The 15,895-nt window shown below is 68.5% G+C and carries 16 protein-coding genes and 1 pseudogene; 2 read left to right on the plus strand and 15 right to left on the minus strand.

Annotated features, from left to right (window positions below; all coding sequences use genetic code 11):
- Nucleotides 1-568, minus strand: a 568-nt coding sequence (locus tag PJB24_RS15255) for a CHC2 zinc finger domain-containing protein (RefSeq protein ID WP_273847402.1), incomplete at its 3' end; no start/stop codon positions are given.
- Nucleotides 569-627: 59 nt separating this feature from the next.
- Here PJB24_RS15255 and ppc point away from each other — a divergent pair.
- Together ppc and PJB24_RS15265 are read left to right on the plus strand one after the other, a co-directional pair.
- A complete protein-coding gene (gene ppc, locus PJB24_RS15260) occupies nucleotides 628-3,429 on the plus strand; it encodes a phosphoenolpyruvate carboxylase (protein WP_273847404.1) in 2,802 nt (933 codons plus the stop codon).
- A gap of 84 nt (nucleotides 3,430-3,513) precedes the next feature.
- A complete protein-coding gene (locus tag PJB24_RS15265) occupies nucleotides 3,514-3,975 on the plus strand; it encodes a COG4315 family predicted lipoprotein (RefSeq protein WP_273847406.1) in 462 nt (153 codons plus the stop codon).
- Here the strand turns inward: PJB24_RS15265 and PJB24_RS15270 are convergent, their stop codons facing one another.
- From PJB24_RS15270 to PJB24_RS15335, 14 genes and pseudogenes are all read right to left on the minus strand, one after another.
- On the minus strand, nucleotides 3,976-4,935 hold the full coding sequence (locus PJB24_RS15270; protein ID WP_273847408.1) for a deoxyguanosinetriphosphate triphosphohydrolase: 960 nt from the start codon (nucleotides 4,933-4,935) through the stop codon (nucleotides 3,976-3,978).
- Nucleotides 4,932-5,663 (minus strand): DNA repair protein RecO, encoded by a 732-nt coding sequence (recO, locus tag PJB24_RS15275; RefSeq protein ID WP_273847410.1) that lies wholly within the window; start codon nucleotides 5,661-5,663, stop codon nucleotides 4,932-4,934. The genes PJB24_RS15270 and recO overlap by 4 nt, the downstream gene beginning before the upstream one ends.
- Nucleotides 5,644-6,345 carry a deoxyribose-phosphate aldolase gene (gene deoC / locus PJB24_RS15280; protein WP_273847430.1) on the minus strand — a complete coding sequence of 234 codons (702 nt, stop codon included), beginning with the start codon at nucleotides 6,343-6,345 and terminating at the stop codon, nucleotides 5,644-5,646. The genes recO and deoC overlap by 20 nt, the downstream gene beginning before the upstream one ends.
- A gap of 40 nt (nucleotides 6,346-6,385) precedes the next feature.
- Nucleotides 6,386-7,279 carry a GTPase Era gene (gene era / locus PJB24_RS15285; protein WP_273847412.1) on the minus strand — a complete coding sequence of 298 codons (894 nt, stop codon included), beginning with the start codon at nucleotides 7,277-7,279 and terminating at the stop codon, nucleotides 6,386-6,388.
- Nucleotides 7,279-7,671 (minus strand): cytidine deaminase, encoded by a 393-nt coding sequence (locus PJB24_RS15290; RefSeq protein WP_273847413.1) that lies wholly within the window; start codon nucleotides 7,669-7,671, stop codon nucleotides 7,279-7,281. Before PJB24_RS15290 ends, era begins: the two co-directional genes overlap by 1 nt.
- The gene (locus PJB24_RS15295; RefSeq protein ID WP_273847415.1) at nucleotides 7,668-8,360 is read right to left on the minus strand and encodes a diacylglycerol kinase; all 693 of its coding nucleotides are present in this window, start codon (nucleotides 8,358-8,360) and stop codon (nucleotides 7,668-7,670) included. Before PJB24_RS15295 ends, PJB24_RS15290 begins: the two co-directional genes overlap by 4 nt.
- A gap of 25 nt (nucleotides 8,361-8,385) precedes the next feature.
- Nucleotides 8,386-8,784 (minus strand): rRNA maturation RNase YbeY, encoded by a 399-nt coding sequence (gene ybeY / locus PJB24_RS15300; protein ID WP_273847417.1) that lies wholly within the window; start codon nucleotides 8,782-8,784, stop codon nucleotides 8,386-8,388.
- Between the two features lie 26 nt (nucleotides 8,785-8,810).
- Complete coding sequence (locus PJB24_RS15305; protein ID WP_273847419.1) at nucleotides 8,811-11,045, minus strand: HD family phosphohydrolase; 2,235 nt, start codon at nucleotides 11,043-11,045, stop codon at nucleotides 8,811-8,813.
- A gap of 42 nt (nucleotides 11,046-11,087) precedes the next feature.
- Nucleotides 11,088-12,068: a PhoH family protein gene (locus PJB24_RS15310; protein ID WP_273847421.1), complete on the minus strand. Its 981-nt coding sequence runs from the start codon at nucleotides 12,066-12,068 to the stop codon at nucleotides 11,088-11,090.
- A gap of 13 nt (nucleotides 12,069-12,081) precedes the next feature.
- On the minus strand, nucleotides 12,082-12,516 hold the full coding sequence (locus tag PJB24_RS15315; RefSeq protein WP_273847423.1) for a GatB/YqeY domain-containing protein: 435 nt from the start codon (nucleotides 12,514-12,516) through the stop codon (nucleotides 12,082-12,084).
- 12 nt (nucleotides 12,517-12,528) lie between these two features.
- A complete protein-coding gene (locus tag PJB24_RS15320) occupies nucleotides 12,529-13,293 on the minus strand; it encodes an RsmE family RNA methyltransferase (RefSeq protein ID WP_273847432.1) in 765 nt (254 codons plus the stop codon).
- Nucleotides 13,290-14,432, minus strand: coding sequence for a molecular chaperone DnaJ (dnaJ, locus tag PJB24_RS15325; RefSeq protein WP_273847425.1), 1,143 nt, complete (start codon nucleotides 14,430-14,432; stop codon nucleotides 13,290-13,292). The genes PJB24_RS15320 and dnaJ overlap by 4 nt, the downstream gene beginning before the upstream one ends.
- Nucleotides 14,433-14,435: 3 nt before the next feature.
- Nucleotides 14,436-15,467, minus strand: a complete 1,032-nt coding sequence (hrcA, locus tag PJB24_RS15330; protein ID WP_273847427.1) for a heat-inducible transcriptional repressor HrcA — start codon at nucleotides 15,465-15,467, stop codon at nucleotides 14,436-14,438.
- A 201-nt stretch (nucleotides 15,468-15,668) separates the two neighbouring features.
- Nucleotides 15,669-15,895: pseudogene (locus tag PJB24_RS15335) on the minus strand (hypothetical protein); the annotation flags it as partial.

Genomic DNA, 15,895 nt, shown 5'->3' on the forward strand with positions numbered 1-15,895 from the left:
GCCGTAGCTCCTTCACCCCCACCCCAACATTACGCATCGCCCGCAGAAATCCCGCCCCACTCCCCTCTGGCGCATACCCCAACTTGAATTCTTCTATAGTAGATTGCGAAATTTTCCGCCCTGCGAGGTATCTACGGGCGGTCTGGGCGGTGCGGGACTGGGCCAGGCACTTCTGGTAGTAGACGGTGGCTGCGGCGAGGGCGCGGTAGATCCTGTGCCGCCGGGAGGCGGTCTCTCGGGCCTTTCTGGCTTCTTCGGGAGAGGAGGATTCGTATTCGATGCGCAGGCCGTTCTTCTCGGCCAGGTACTGGACGGCCTCGGCGAAGGTCACGGAGCGCAGCTCCTGCACGAGTTTTATGGCATCTCCCCCACGCTGGCATCCGAAGCAGTAGTAGAGGCCCAAGTCCGGCGAGACGCTGAAGGAGGGGGTTTTCTCCTGGTGATCCGGGTAGGGGCAGAGGCCCACGAAGCGGGTGCCCTGTCTGCGCAGCGCCGTGAACTCCGAGGCCACCTCGACGACGTCCACGCCCTGGCGGACTTCGTCTATGGTGCGTCTTGAGATCCTCAACGTCTCTCGCCCGTCTCCTCCCATCGATATTCGCCGGGGGTAATGTTACCCTACACGCCGTGAGCTTCAGCGCCAGGAGAGAGGAGTACGCGGACCTCCCGCCCGGAGTCGGCTTCGCTTCCAAAGACGAGCCGCTGCGCCGTGACATCAACCGGCTCGGCCGCGTGCTGGGGCGGGTTTTGATCGAGCAAGAAGGCAGGGAATTCTTCGAGACCGAGGAGGAGGTGCGGCTGCTGTGCAAGCGGCTGCGCTTCGATTACGAACCCATCCTTGAGGAGAAGCTGGGGCGCAGGATCGCCGGGATGAGCGTGCGGGAGCTCGAGAAGCTGGTGCGGGCCTTCTCGGTGTACTTCCAGCTCGTCAACATCGCCGAGCGCTACCACCGCGTCCGACGTCGGAGGCAATACGAGTCGTCCGACGAGAATCCACCGCAGAGAGCCTCGCTGGGCAGCGTCCTGCTCGGCTTCAGGGAATCGGGGCTCGAGGCGGGCCCGTTGCGCGGGTTGCTCGCCCGGACGAACGTCACGCTGGTGCTCACGGCGCACCCAACCGAGGCCATGCGCCGGACGGTGCGCAACAAGCACTCGCGCATCGCGGAGATGCTGGAGGAGATGGAAGTCAGGGACCTCACGTGGAGGGAGCGACGGCGCCTGGAGGAGAGACTGCACGAGGAGGTCTCCCTGCTGTGGCAAACCGACGAGCTCCGCTCCCGGCGGCCGGAGGTACGCCAGGAGATAGAGCGCACGCTCCAGTTCTTCGAGAAGCCCCTGATCTCCGCCACGCTCGACGTCTACCGCGAACTCGACGACGAGCTGGCCCGGCGGTACCCCGGCGAGGAGTTCGATATCAGCCGGGTGCTGGAGTTCGGATCCTGGGTCGGCGGGGACCAGGACGGCAACCCGATGGTCCGTCCGGAGACCCTGCTCGAGGCACTCGAGATGCAGCGGAGGCTCGTCCTGCACAGGCACCTGGAAGACGTCCGGGCGCTCGCCGACCATCTGAGCCAGTCAGCCAGGTTCTGCAAGGTTTCGCCGGAGCTCCGGCGGTCGCTGCGCCGGGACGAGGAGAGGCTCCCGGGACTCGCCGGATGTTCCCGGGAGGCAGACCCGGAAGAGATCTACCGGCGCAAGCTACTCAACGTGGCGGCCCGACTGCAGAAGACGCTGGAAGAACCCGGTTCACCGGAGGCCTACGCCGGGGCCAGCGAGCTCCTGGAGGAGCTGGACGTCATCCGGCGCAGCCTGCTCGCCGGCGGTGACGAGAGGGCCGCCTCGGGGAGGCTAAAAGACCTGATGCGGCAGGTGGAGGTCTTCGGGTTCCACCTGGCGAAGCTCGACGTCCGGCAGGAGAGCTCGCGGCTCGTGCGGGCGGCCTCGGAGATAGCGCAACGCCTCGGGGCGGGAGATCTCCTCACGCTCGAGGAGGAAGAGCGCTGTTCGCTGCTGCGCTTCCTCATAAGCCGCGGGGAACTGCCAGGGAGGTTGGAGGGGCTCTCCCCGGAGGCTTCGGAGGTCTTCGAGACGTTCACGAGCATCAGAAAGGCGCAGGAAGAGTTCTCCGGGCGCCCGGTCGAAAACTTCGTCCTGAGCATGGCCCACCACACGAGCGACGTGCTCGCCGTCCAGTTCCTCGCCCGGCTCGCCGGGCTCATCGACGTCTCCACAGACGGCGGGTGTGCAAGGAGCAGAATCCGGGTCTCCCCCCTCTTCGAGACGATCGACGACCTCGAGCGTGCCCCGGAGGTGCTGGACGCGCTGCTCTCCGACCCCTTCTATCGCTCCTCGGTGGAGAGGGACGGCAACCTGCAGGAGGTGATGCTCGGTTACAGCGACTCGGGCAAGGACGCTGGCTACATCACCAGCAACTGGGCGCTCTACCGGGCCCAGCAGCGGCTGGCCGAGGTAGCCCGCGAGCACGGGGTCGTCCTGCGGCTCTTCCACGGGCGCGGAGGCTCGGTGGGCCGCGGAGGAGGTCCGAGCTACGAGGCCATAAAGGCCCAGCCACCGGGAACCATCGGGGGAAACATCAGGATCACCGAGCAGGGGGAGGTGATCTCCTTCAAATACAGCATGCAGGGCCTCGCCCGGCGCAACCTGGACACCATCCTAGCCGCCGTGCTGGAGGCGGGCGCCGGGCAGGATGCTCCCGGACCCGAGGAAGAGTGGGTGCGGGCGATGGAAGAGATCTCGGCCCGCTCGCGGGAAGTCTACCGGGCGCTAGTATACGGCGACGAGGGGTTTTTGGAATTCTTCTCCGCGACCACCCCCATAAACGAGCTCTCGCTCTTCAACATCGGGAGCCGCCCGGCCCGGAGGGCATCCCGCCCGGACGTCGAGAGCCTGCGCGCCATACCGTGGGTGTTCGCCTGGACGCAAAACCGGCTCCTGCTCCCCTCCTGGTACGGGGCGGGAACGGCCCTCTCGGAACACGCAGGCGGGGACGGCGGGCTGCGCATGCTGCGCCGGATGTACGACGGGTGGCCCTTCTTCAAGACCCTCATCGACTTCATGCAGATGACGCTCGCGAAGAGCGACCTGCGCATCGCCGAAGGATACACCTCGCTCCTCACCGACGAAGAACTGCGCCGGAGGCTCTGGGATCGCATCGCCGCCGAGCACGCGGCGTGCGTGCGGTCGGTCCTCGCCATAACCCGAAACGAGAACCTCCTGGACAACAACCCGGTGCTGCAGCGCTCGATCCGGCTGCGCAACCCCTACGTCGATCCGATCTCACGGGTGCAGATCAACCTGCTCCGCCGGCTGCGCTCTCTTCCCGAAGACTCCGGGGAACGTGAGGCGGTGACCAGGGCTCTGCTCTTCACGATCTCCGGCATCTCCTCCGGGATGCTGAACACCGGCTGATCCGCGCCCCTCGCCAGTCCGGCGGGAGACGCAGACGCGCGCAAACCGTATAACTTCCATGGTACGAGATCCGGGAGGCTTCGGATGAAACACGCCACTCTCGTCGCGCTCGGGGCCCTGGCCCTGCTCCTGCTGCTGGCCGGCTGCGGAGGGGCGTCCGGCGGCAAGGAGAACACCGGCAGATCCGTCACGATCTCGGCGCGGAGCACGAGCCGGTTCGGGGACATCCTGACCGGCCCGAACGGTCACACCCTCTACGTCTTCGGCGCCGACCGCGGTGGCAGACCCACCTGTTACGGGAGCTGCGCCAAAGCCTGGCCCCCGCTCATCACGCGAGGGGCTCCCTCCGCCGGATCGGGCATCCCGGCGAGCAAGCTCGGGACGATCCGGCGCCACGACGGCAGCCTGCAGGTCACCTACGCGGGGCACCCACTTTACTACTACTCTGCCGACCGGGCTCCGGGAGATGTCAGGGGCGTTGGCCGGCGCAGCTTCGGCGGCCGGTGGTACATGGTCTCCCAGACCGGGCTCAGGGTCGGGGGCTGATCAGCCGAAGTCCGGGTCGCTGCGCGGCACGAAGATCCGCTCGTAGAGCGAGAGGGCGTAGCGGTCGGTCATCCCCGCGACGAAGTCCGTCGTCTCGGTGATCGGGTCCGGGTCGCTCTTCGCGCGCTCCTCGGGGTGCTCCAGGTAGTACTCGAAGAGGGCGCGCACCACCCCCCCGGCCTTCTCGTTCTCCCGCGAGCGCGGGTTGCGGTAGACGTTCTCGAACAGCCACGCCCGAAGCTGCATGAAGGGCTCGTATATCCGCTCGGAGAGCGCTATCTCCCCCCGCTCTTCGGAGGTCCGGATCAGATCGCGCACCAGCGTGTCTATCCGGACGCTCATCCTCTCCCCGAGAACCTCGAGCGGCCGGCGCGGCAGCTCCTCGGCGCGGATGACCCCGGCCCGCAGCGCGTCGTCCACGTCGTGGTTGACGTAGGCGATCCTGTCGGCGAAGTGTATGATCCTGCCCTCCAGCGTCGCGGGGTTCCCCTCCGCGGTGTGGTTGAGTATCCCGTCGCGCACCTCGAAGGTGAGGTTGAGCCCCCGGCCGTCCTTCTCGAGCACGTCCACCACCCGCAACGAGTGCTCGTTGTGCCTGAAGGAACGCCCGTAGGAGGCGAGTATCCCGTCGAGCGCGTACTCGCCGGTGTGCCCGAACGGGGTGTGCCCCAGGTCGTGGCCGAGCGCGATCGCCTCGGTGAGATCCTCGTTGAGCCCGAGCGCCCGGGCGACGGTGCGTGAGATCTGCATCATCTCCAGCGTGTGGGTGAGCCGGGTGCGGAAGTGGTCCCCGTCAGGCGCGATGAAGACCTGGGTCTTGTGCATCAGGCGCCGGAACGCCTTGGCGTGGATGATCCTGTCGCGGTCGCGCTGGAACTCGTTGCGGATGCCGTCCGGCGGCTCGGGCCGGAGTCGCCCGGAGCTGGCCGGGCACGCCCTGAGAACCTTCTCTCCCCTCATGCCGGACGCCGCAGCGCGCGCTCCATGGAAAAGACCCCCGGCGCGTGCGCGCGCACGTGCGCGCGCACGGCCCGCAGGACGCTCTCCTCGACCCTCCCTTCGACCGCGGCCAGCCTCATCGGCCCGGCGAGGAGAGAGGCGAGCGCCCGACCGGCCCCCGGGGCGAGCGCGAAGGCGTCCCCGACCCCCCGCGCGCACGCCTCGCAGAGCACCCCGCCGAGTTCCGGGGAGTAGCGCGCCACCTCCCCGACCTCCTCTCCGCAGACGCCACAGGCGTCGAGCCGGGGAGCATACCCCGCGAGAGATGCGAGCTTGAGCCCGAACGCCGCCTCCACGGCCCCGAAGCCGCCCTCCCTGCCCTCCAGCGCCTCCAGCGCGTGGAAGAGCAGGTTGAAGACCCTCCGGTCCGCCTCGCCGCCGGCGAGCGCGCGCACGGTGCGCACCATCCTCCCCGCCGCCTCGAAGCGGGCGAGGTCCTCCTTGACCCCGCGGAAGCTCCGCAGCGTCTCGACCTGGGTGATCGTATCCAGCGTACGGCCCCGGTAGGCCATGAACTCCACGCAGCACAACGGTTCGAGCCGCCCCCCGAAGCGGGAGCGCGGGCGGCGCACCCCCTTGGCGATCGCCGAGACCATGCCCCCGTCGGCGGTGTAGAGGTCCAGGATGCGGTCTGCCTCGCCGTAGCGCATGGAGCGGAGGACGATCCCCCTACTCCTGTAGACCGCCATCCTCCGCCTCCTTCATGACCTGCACGCTGCGGCTCATCCCGAGACGCGAGGCCCCGGCGTTGAGCATCTCGAGCGCCTGCTCCAGGCTCGAGATGCCGCCCGAAGCCTTGACCGCGAGCCCCTCCGGGGCCTCCTCCCTGAGCAGCGCCACGTCCTTCGCGCTGGCCCCCGCCGGCCCGAAGCCGGTCGAGGTCTTGACGAAGTCCGCCCCGCTGGCCGCGATCATCTGCACCGCCAGGCGCTTCATCTCGTCCGTGAGGTAGGCGGTCTCTATTATCACTTTGAGGACGGCGTCGTTGAGACCGTTGTTCATCGCGACGACGCTGACCTCCTGCGTGAGGCTGGAGAGCTCCTCCGCGACGTAGGAGAAATCCCCCGAGAGGAAGCGGGAGATGTTCATCACCACGTCGACCTCGGAGGCGCCCCCGGAGATCGCGTCGCGCACCGCCGCCTGCTTGACCCGCGTCACGTCCGCCCCGAACGGGAACGAGACCACCGTCCCGACCTTCACGTCGGTCCCGCGCAGCTCCCGCGCGGCCAGCCTGACGTAACAGGGAGGCACGCAGACGCTCGCGAAGTGGTGCTCGACCGCCTCCTGACACAACCGCACGATCTCCTTCTCGGTGGCGTCCGGCCTGAGGAGGGTGTGGTCTATGGTCTTCGCAAACTCCCGCACCCTCATCGCCAAGAACGCACCTCCCTCACACGCTCCACGACCGCCATTATAACCCCAGCCTCTCGAGAAACTTCGGATCGCGCCGCCACCCCGGCGTCACCCTGACCTTGAGGTCGAGGTATATTCTGGTGCCGAGCAGCCGTTCGACCTCCTGACGCGCCTCGGTCCCTATCCGCTTTATGGTGCGGCCTTTTTCGCCGAGCACGATCATGCGCTGGGAGGGACGCTCGACGTGGAGGATGGCGTAGATGACGGTCACGTTCTCCTTGCGCTCGACCTCCTCTATCTCGACCGCGACGGCGTGCGGGACCTCCTCGCGCAGGACGTTGAGGGCCTTCTCGCGGATGTACTCGGCGATGATCATGGACTCCGGGTAGTCGGTGACCTGCCCCTCCGGGAAGTAGAGCGGCCCCTCGGGCAGAAGCTCGACTATCGCGCTCTCGAGCGGCCCCAGGTTCAGCCCGCTCACGGCGCTGGTCATGAAGACGTCGCGCCACCCGCCCAAACCTTCGACCTCCTCGACGACGGGCAGGGCGTCGTCCCGGCGCCTGAGGAGGTCGACCTTGTTGACGCAGGCGATCGCCGGGGTGCCGGAGTGCGCGATGAGGTCCGCCACGTAGCGGTCCCCGCGCCCTATCTCCTGGGTCGCGTCGACGAGGAACAGGATCGCATCGGACTCCGAGAGGCTCGCGACGACCCGCTCCTGCATCCGGGCGCGCAGCGCATCGCGCGGCTTCTGCGAGCCCGGGGTGTCGACGAAGACGATCTGGTACCCGGGACCGTTCTTCACGCCGCGTATCGAGCTGCGGGTGGTCTGGGGACGCGGCGAGGTGATCGAAACCTTCGCCCCCACCAGCCGGTTGACGAGCGTGGACTTCCCCACGTTGGGCCGCCCGACGACCGCGACGAACCCGCTCCTGAAACCCTCTCCACCCTGCACTACAGATCCTCCGGCCCGAACGCGTGCGGCAGTATCTCCCCGAAAGGATACGCCACCGCCCGCCCGTCCTCCTCCACCACCACCTCCCGGCAGCCGAACTCCAGGAGCACCTGCCGGCAGGCCCCGCACGGGAAGCACGGCGCCGCACCGGACCCCGCGACCGCGACGGCGGAGATCTCACGCTCCCCCGACGCCACCATCGCGCAGACCGCCCCCCGCTCGGCGCAGATGGCGAGCCCGTAGGAGGCGTTCTCGACGTTGCAGCCCGTGTACACGCGCCCCGACCCCGAGAGCACCGCCGCCCCCACCCGGAAGCCGCTGTAGGGGGCGTAGGCCCGCTCCGACGCCTCACGCGCCGCCCGAAGGAGCTCCTCTCTCCTCTGTGCGCTCACAACAGCTGGAACACCGCCACGCTCACCAGCCCACCCAGAACCGCTCCCGCCACCACCTGATAGACGCTGTGGATCCCACCCTCCACCCGGCTCTGGCACACCAGGAGCGCCATGACGAGCGCGATGAGGGAAACGATGCCGCCGTGCGGCCCGCGGGCCGCCGTGAAGCTCACCGCGACCCAGCCCCCGAAGGCCACCGCCGCGTGCCCCGAGGGCATCCCCCCGGCGAACGCGCTGGGCGCGTGGGTGATCGCCTTCACCAGCAGCACCAACAGTACCACCAGGCCGAGTGCGATGAGCGTCAGGCTCGCCGGCGAGCGGCGCACGGTCTCTATGACGTGCAGCGTCGGCGGCCCGAGCCTGCTCGCGAGCACCAGGTACCCGACCAGCACCGCGCCGATGCTGGAGACCAGCACCGCCCCGGCCGCGACGTCCTTGGCCAGCTTGGCCAGCGGATGATACTCCTCGGTCACCAGGTCCACGGCGAACTCCATCGCCGTGTTCAGCAGCTCCGTCACCAGGACGAACATTATCGCCAGGATCAGAGCCACCAGCTCTAGCGCGCTCACCCCCACCAGCAGCCCCACCACGAGCACCACCACCGCCGCGGTGACGTGGATGCGCATGTTGCGCTGCGTGCGCACCGCGTAAACCAGCCCCTGATAGGCGTGCTCAAAGCTGCGGCTCATCTTCTGCTGCCGCCTCTTTCCGCGCTCAGCCTCGCGCCCCGCCGGCATCCTCGATCACCTCCGCCTGCACCCGGGCCATCTCGCTCCCCTCGAAATCCTCCCCGTGGTCCATTCCGGCCAGATGCAGCGCCCCGTGCACCACCAGCTCCTCCACCCCCATCTCCGGGCTCGCACACTCCGGACAGATCACGACCTCCCCCACCATCTCCCCGTACGGCCCGTCCAGCTCGAAGCTGAGGACGTCCGTCGGAGCATCCTTTCTTCTAAACTTCAGGTTTAGATCGTGGATGGTCGCGGCGTCGACCAGGACCACCGAGACCTCGCCCATACGCTCCGGATCGAAGCCGCACCGCCGGAACGCCGCCACGCACAGCTCCGTCGCCCGCTCCTCCGAGAGGAGCCCGCAGCCTACCTCATCCAGCACCTCTACTGTGAACCTGCGATTCATATTCAGCCAGTATGTTTCGTAGGTTCAGGTTTAGGTTTACCCGGTGGCAGGGCCTCGGGGTACTCGATACGGGGGCCGAGGAAGCCGATCATGGCTTCCCGGATTGCATCCCCGACCTGTTGGATCTCGTGGACGGTCAGGTCGCAGCGGTCGAACTGGCCATCGTTGAGTTTGGAGTTTATGTGGTAGGAGACGATATCCTCTATCCGCTTCGGGGTAGGTTTCTCGAGAGAACGGACGGTCGCCTCCACGGAGTCGGCGAGCATCACTATCCCGGCCTCTTTGCTGCGGGGCAGCCCGCCGTGGTAGCGGAAGTCCGACTCTGTCACCGCCTCGCCGCCCTTCTGGCTCTCTTTGAGTGCCTTACGATAGAAGTACTCTATGCGGGTGTTGCCGTGGTGCTGGGCTATTATCTCGACGATCTCCTCGGGCAGGCCCCAGCTCCGGGCCAGTTCCACGCCGTCTTTCACGTGGCGGCGCAGGATCTTGGCCGAGAGCATCGGGGAGAGATTCTCGTGGGGATTGGAGCGTCCGATCTGGTTCTCTATGAAGTAGAGGGGGTGTTCGATCTTACCGATATCGTGGTAGTAGGAGCCCACGCGGGCCAGGAGAGCGTTGGCCTCTATCCGTTCGGCCGCGTTCTCGGCCAGGTTCCCCACCTGCATGGAGTGGCTGAACGTCCCCGGGGCCCGGCGCAAGAGCTGCTGCAGGAGTGGGTGTCCCGGGTCCGAGAGCTCGAGGAGGCGCATCGGGGTCAGAAAGTTGAAGGTGCTCTCCAGAAGCGGCAGCATGACCATCGCGATCATCAGCGAAAGGAAGCCGTTTATCAGCCCGTACCCCCCCTGGCGCAGCGCCACGTGCAGTCCCGTCCCGCCGATGAGGGAGACCGCGAAGGTTACCACGGCCATCACCACCGCCACGAACAGCCCGGCCCGCAGCAGATCCATCCGCGAATCCGCCCGCACCACGGTGTAGACGGCGAACCCCGAGGAGAGCATGAGGGTGGCCGTCAGCAGGTCGTCGTTCTGACCGATGATCCCGAAGTTCACGCTGCAGATGACGACGAGGAGGAACATCATCCTCGGCCCGAGCAGGATGGTCCCCAGGATCGAGAAGCCGGCGAGCGGGATCAGGTACGGGTTGAGCGAGAAGTAGACGAAAGCCCGGGCGACGGCGGTGAAGAGTATCGTGAGCGCAGAGGCCAGAACCAGCCGGGTCGCCACCTTGGTCTTAAGGATGCGGCGCCTGAAGCGCTCCAGGAAGTACCAGGCAACACCCATCTCGGCGGAGACCACGAGCGCCACCCCGAGCAGTGCGGTCCAGGGCTTGGTGCTGTCCGCCTTGCCCAGCGCCTTCAGCTGGGCGAGCTTCTCACGGTCCACGACCTCCCCGCGCGAGAGCACCCGCTCCCCCTGCTGCACGCTGCCCATGACGGGCCTGACCCGGGAGGCCGCCTCCCGGCGCGCCTTCTCGGTTGCGGCGCGGTCCACGACATAGTTCGGCTGCAGGAAATCCCGGCTCAGGATGCCGGTGATCCGGCCAACCTCGCCGGAGCCGCCCGATGCTTGCGCTAGCCTCAGGCGGGCTTCGGAGAGCGTTATGACCGAGGGATGCCCCTGCTGCAGGCTGCCCCCCGCGACCGCCGTCGAGCGGTAGAGGGCCGAGAGGTTGCGGAGGGTGCCCTCCTCCACGCTACGGAAGTCGTCACCGCTCATGGAGAGGAGTGAGGCGGCCACGTCACGCGGCAGGTGGAACGGTGCCGCACCCACCACCTCCGAGACCCTGCTCTCCGTCGGTCGGTGCGAGGAGCGTATCTGCCCGACCCGGTCGAAGAACCCTCTGACCTTCGCCTCCACCTCGCTCGGAACCCTGCGGTCCAGCCGGTAGACCGGCTGCACGCTGGAGGCGGCCTGCTGGCGGGCCGCCTCGGTGCGCACGGGGTCTTCGTAGGTCACGCTGCGCTGCGCGTAGACGTCGCTCCTCGCAACGCTCCCCAGGTGGTAGTCCTGCACGGAGGTCCCCAGGCCGAGCGAGGCTATCGGTCTGGTATCCATCCCGACCAGGAAGGTGAGACAAAACCAGGTCACGACGGCCAGGATGACGTAGAGCCGCCTCCTCGGTACGGCCTCCACCCGGGCGATCATGCGCTCGACCACGCCCGGCGGGCGGTGGAGCGGGTCGGGAGGTCTGGTGCCCGACGGCGGCCGGTCGTGCGCCCTGGGCCTGAAGAGCCTCATCGCAGCTCGTATCCCGTGAAGGGCGGGTAGGAGTACGTCTCCCTAGCCCTCGTCCTTCCCCTGAGCCCGCTCGTAGGCGTTGACGATACGCATCACCAGGTCGCTGCGCACGATATCGCTCCTTTCGAGAGAGACGAACGAAACCCCCTCCACGCCCTCCAGGATCCTGCGGGCGTCCTCGAGCCCGCTCCTGCGGCCCTTGGGCAGGTCCACCTGCGTGACGTCCCCCGTGATGACCATCTTCGAGCCGAACCCCAGGCGCGTCAGGAACATCTTCATCTGCTGCGGGGTGGTGTTCTGCGCCTCGTCGAGGATCACGAAGGCGTCGTTGAGGGTGCGCCCGCGCATGAAGGCGAGCGGGGCGATCTCGATCACGCCGCGCTCCATGTGCGAGCGGAACTTCGCCGGGTCCATCATCTCGTAGAGCGCGTCGTAGAGGGGCCTGAAGTACGGGTCGACCTTGGCCATCATGTCCCCGGGCAGGAAGCCGAGCGATTCGCCGGCCTCCACGGCCGGTCGGGTCAGGATGATCCGCGAGACCTCACCCCTGTTGAGAGCGTCGACGGCGAGCGCCACCGCCAGGTAGGTCTTCCCCGTCCCGGCGGGTCCTATACCGAAGGTGATCGTACCCTGCCTTATCGCGTCGGTGTAGGCCTTCTGGTTGCGGGTCTTGGGAACCACCCGGCGGCCCCGGTTGGTGAGCAGGACGTCGCCGAGCACCCTCCTCCCGGCGTCTGCGGCGCCCATGCTGTAGAGGCGCTCCGCGGTCTCCGGGGTGGGCTGGTGTCCGTCCTCGGCGAGCCCGACGAGCCCCTCGAAGAGCGAGGCCGCCTCCTCCACCTCCGCCTCGGCGCCGCGCAGCAGGATCTCGTTGCCCATGACTATTACCTCGCAGCCGACGAGCTCCTCGACCCTGCGCAGGACCGAGTCGCGCTGCCCCAGCACCTCGGGGAGGCTCTGGGGCGGGATGATCACCTTCGACTCTATCCGGCTTTCCGTTGCGATGTCCGTGCCACCTCCCATAAAAGGAACATTACTACTGCAGGCGGCTCCTTACCAGCTCGGCGAGGCGCCGCCCCTCGGCCCTTCCCCCGGCGAGCGCCGTGGCCCGGCCCATCACCCGGCCCATGTCCTTCATGCCGGAGGCGCCGGTCTCCTCGATCGCCCGCTCCACGATGCCCTCCATCTCCTCCTCGGAGAGCGGGGCCGGCAGGTACTCCCGCACCAGAGCCGCCTCGTACTCCTCACCCGCGGCCTGCTCCCCGCGCCCGGCCTTCCGGTACGCCTCGGCCGCCTCCTCGCGCTGCTTGAGCTGCCGGCGGAGCACCGCGAGCTCCTCCTCTTCGGAGAGCGTCCCGCCGGAGTCGACCTGCGCGTTCTTCAGCGCGGCGCTCAGCATCCTGAGCGCCCGTACCTTCTGCATCTCCCGGGCCTTCATGGCCTGCTTCACGTCCTGCTGTATTTGCTCCATAAGGCTCATATATCACACCTCGCAGCTTCCGTTTTCGTCATCGGCAGGGTGAGCGAGGTCCATCGCCGCCCGCGCCCGGGCCACCGCGACCACGCCCGCGGTCTCGCTCCTGAGCCGGTAGGGCCCGAGGCTCGCGAGCGTGAGCCCGCCCCGGCGCGCCGCCGCGACCTCCTCCTCGCTCCATCCCCCCTCCGGGCCGACGAACAGGTTCGCCTCGCCGCCCTTCGCGACCGGCCACTCGATGGGGGCGTGCCTCCCGACGTTGTGCAGGAGGACGCCGTCCTGCACCTCCCGGACCGCTTCCGGGAACCGGAGCGGCTCCCGCACCCGGGGGACACGCAGCTGGAGCGACTGCCGGGCGGCGGAGACGGCGATCCTGCGCCACCGCGCGAGCCTGCGCCGGACGGCCCCGGCCCCGACGAGCACCCGCTCGCTCAAGACCGGCACGATCTCGTCGGCCCCGAGCTCGGTCGCCTTTTCGACGAGGAGGTCCATGTGGCCACCCCTGGGGACGGCCTGATAGATCCTGACAACCCCGCGCGCCGGCTCCCCGGCGTGCAACGGCTCGGAGATCTCGGCCCGGCCCTCCCCGAGCAGCGTGGCCAGAAACAGGCGCCTCCTCGAGTCCACGACCTCTATCGCGTCCCCCCGCCGGGCGCGCAGGACGCGGAAGACGTGGTGCGCCTCCTCCCGCGGCAACCTCAGGTGCGTCCCGACCTCCGCCGCCGAGTCGAGGAAGATGCGCGTGATCGGGGAGCGTTCGATCTTCGCTCCTATCGGAAGACGCTCCTCAGACGCTCGAAGAAGGAGTCCCGGCCGTCGGTGCCGTCGTAGGTCTTCTCCCCGCTCGCCTCCTCGAACCTCTCCAGGAGACGGCGCTGCTCGTCGGTGAGGTTCGTCGGCACCATGACGTCGACGACGATCTTCAGGTCGCCCCGCCCCCTCCCGTGCAGCCTCGGCATCCCCTCGCCGCGCAGCCGGATCGCGGTGCCCGGCTGGGTGCCGGGCTCGATGCGCACCGTACGCTCCCCGTCGAGCGTGGGGACCTCGGCCTCGGTGCCGAGCGCGGCCTCGACGAAGTTTATCCGCAGGCGGTGGATGAGATCGTCCCCGTCGCGCATCAGCTCGGGGTCCTGCTCCACCCGGACGGTGACGTAGAGGTCGCCGGGGGCCCCGCCGGGCTCCCCGGCGTGCCCGCCGCCCGAGACCCGCAGCCGCATCCCGTCGTCTATGCCGGGCGGGATCCGGATCTCGCGCCGCACCACCTCCGAGACGCGGCCGCTGCCGCGGCACCGCCCGCACTCTTCCTCCACGACCTGACCCCGCCCGCCGCAGGTGGAGCAGGTCTGGGTGCTGACCATCTGGCCGAGGAGGCTCTCGCGCACCATCTTCACCGCCCCGGCCCCGCCGCAGGTCGGGCAGGTGCGCATCTTCGTGCCCCCGGCGCCGCCGCAGACCGGGCAGTTCTTGATCGTCTGCACCCGGACCTCGCGCCTGGTACCGAAGGCCGCCTCCCGCAGCGAGACCGTGACCTCGGTCTCGATGTCCCCGCCGCGGCCCGGCTCCCGGCGCCGCCCGCCGAAGAACGGGTCGGAGCCGAAGCGGTCCCCGAAGAACGCCTCGAAGATGTCCTGGAAGCCGCCGAAGGGGTCCTCCCCGGCGTACCCGCCGCCGGCCCCGGAGCCGCGCGGCACCCGATGGCCGTAGGTGTCGTACGCCCGGCGGGCCTCCGGGTTGGAGAGCACCTCGTAGGCCTCCGAGAGCTCCTTGAAGCGCTCCTCGGCCTCCGGGTCGCCGGGGTTCGCGTCGGGGTGGTACTTGCGGGCCAGCCTGCGGTAGGCCTTCTTTATCTCCTGCTCCGAGGCCCCGCGCGGCACGCCCAGAACCTCGTAGTAGTCTCGCTTCGCGCCAGCCACGTCCTAGAACCCGCTGGTGAGCCGCTGGGTCAGGGTCTCCGCCGCGTCGCGCACGATGCTTATCGCGGCGTCGTAGTCCATCCGCTTGGGGCCTATGAGTCCGACCACCCCGAGCGGCCGCTCGCGCCGGTTGTACGCGGCGGCGACGAGGCTCGCCCCGCTCAGGTGGTAGAAGACGTTCTCGGCCCCGATCGAGACGATCACGCCCGTGTTGGAGACCGCCGAGCGCTCGAGCGCGTCGCTCATCAGCCGCAGCAGCCACCGCCGGCGCTCGAAGATCTCCATGATCGCCGAGAGGCTCTCCGGGTCGAGGTCGTCGAGCCGGGCGAGCAGCGCGGACATCCCCTGGATGAAGACCCCGCGCTCCGCCGAACGCCCGACGGCCTCGACGGCCCCGAGCACGGCGTCGACCACCTGCGGGTTGTGCTCGGAGAGGACCTTGCGGGCGGCAGTGGCGAGCTCGAGGTCTATCCCGAGCGGCCGCCCCGAGATCCAGGCGTTCAAGGAGTGCAGCATCTCCCTCAGCTCGTCCTCACCCACGCAGGCGGGCAGCCGCACGCGGGCGCTCGCCGCCGCCCCGCTCTCCATCGAGAGCGCGAGCAAAACCTCGCCCTCGCCGAGCGGCAGGTAGTCCACCCGCGCTATGGCGTCCCCGAAGGCCGCCGGCCCGGCGACGACCGCGAGCAGGCGCGTCACCTCGCTCATCCCCTCGGAGACCTCGCGCAACAGCTCGTCCACGTTGCCGTAGACCTCGGGTATCTCCAGGCTGCTCGGCTCCTCGCGCCGCTCCCGCATCAGCGCGTCGACGTAGTAGCGGTACCCGGCGTCGGTCGGGATGCGGCCGGCCGAGGTGTGCGGGTGCGTGAGGAGCCCCATCCGCTCGAGCTCGGCGAGCTCCGCCCGGATCGTCGAGCTGCTTGCATCCACCACCTCACTCAGGGCCGCGCTGCTCACCGGCGTCCCCGTCGAGATGTACATCTCCAGCGTCTTCAGAAGTATTTCGTGCTGTCTCGGGCTGATCTGAGGGGTCCTCATCTCATCGGGGATTTTATCACGGTGGGTGGTGGCTCCACCGCCCGCCCGGACGCCGTCCCGGCGCCCTCTCCCTCTTCCTGCAACGGGACCCTCGCCCGCCGGTTTGCAAAATCACCGACGACAGGGCTTTCTTGAGGTTCCTCGCGGGAAACAGAGATCGGCGGGGAGCTAGAAGACAACCGGCACTCAAGACGGCCCACCTCAAGCCTGCTCGGATAGAGCACGGCTCCGGCGAGGCCGCTCCCCGATGCCGCCACGCTCCAGATACCACCGGTAGGTGTGCTCGATGCCCTCCCGCAGAGGGATCCTCGCCCGCCAGCCCAGAGAGTGCAGGCGGCCCACATCGAGCAGCTTGCGTGGGGTGCCATCTGGTTTTGTGCTGTCAAAGCGTATCTCTCCCTCGTAGCCGACCACCTCCCGGACTAGCT

This window comes from Rubrobacter calidifluminis (genome assembly GCF_028617075.1).
Taxonomy (GTDB): Bacteria; Actinomycetota; Rubrobacteria; order Rubrobacterales; family Rubrobacteraceae; genus Rubrobacter_E; species Rubrobacter_E calidifluminis.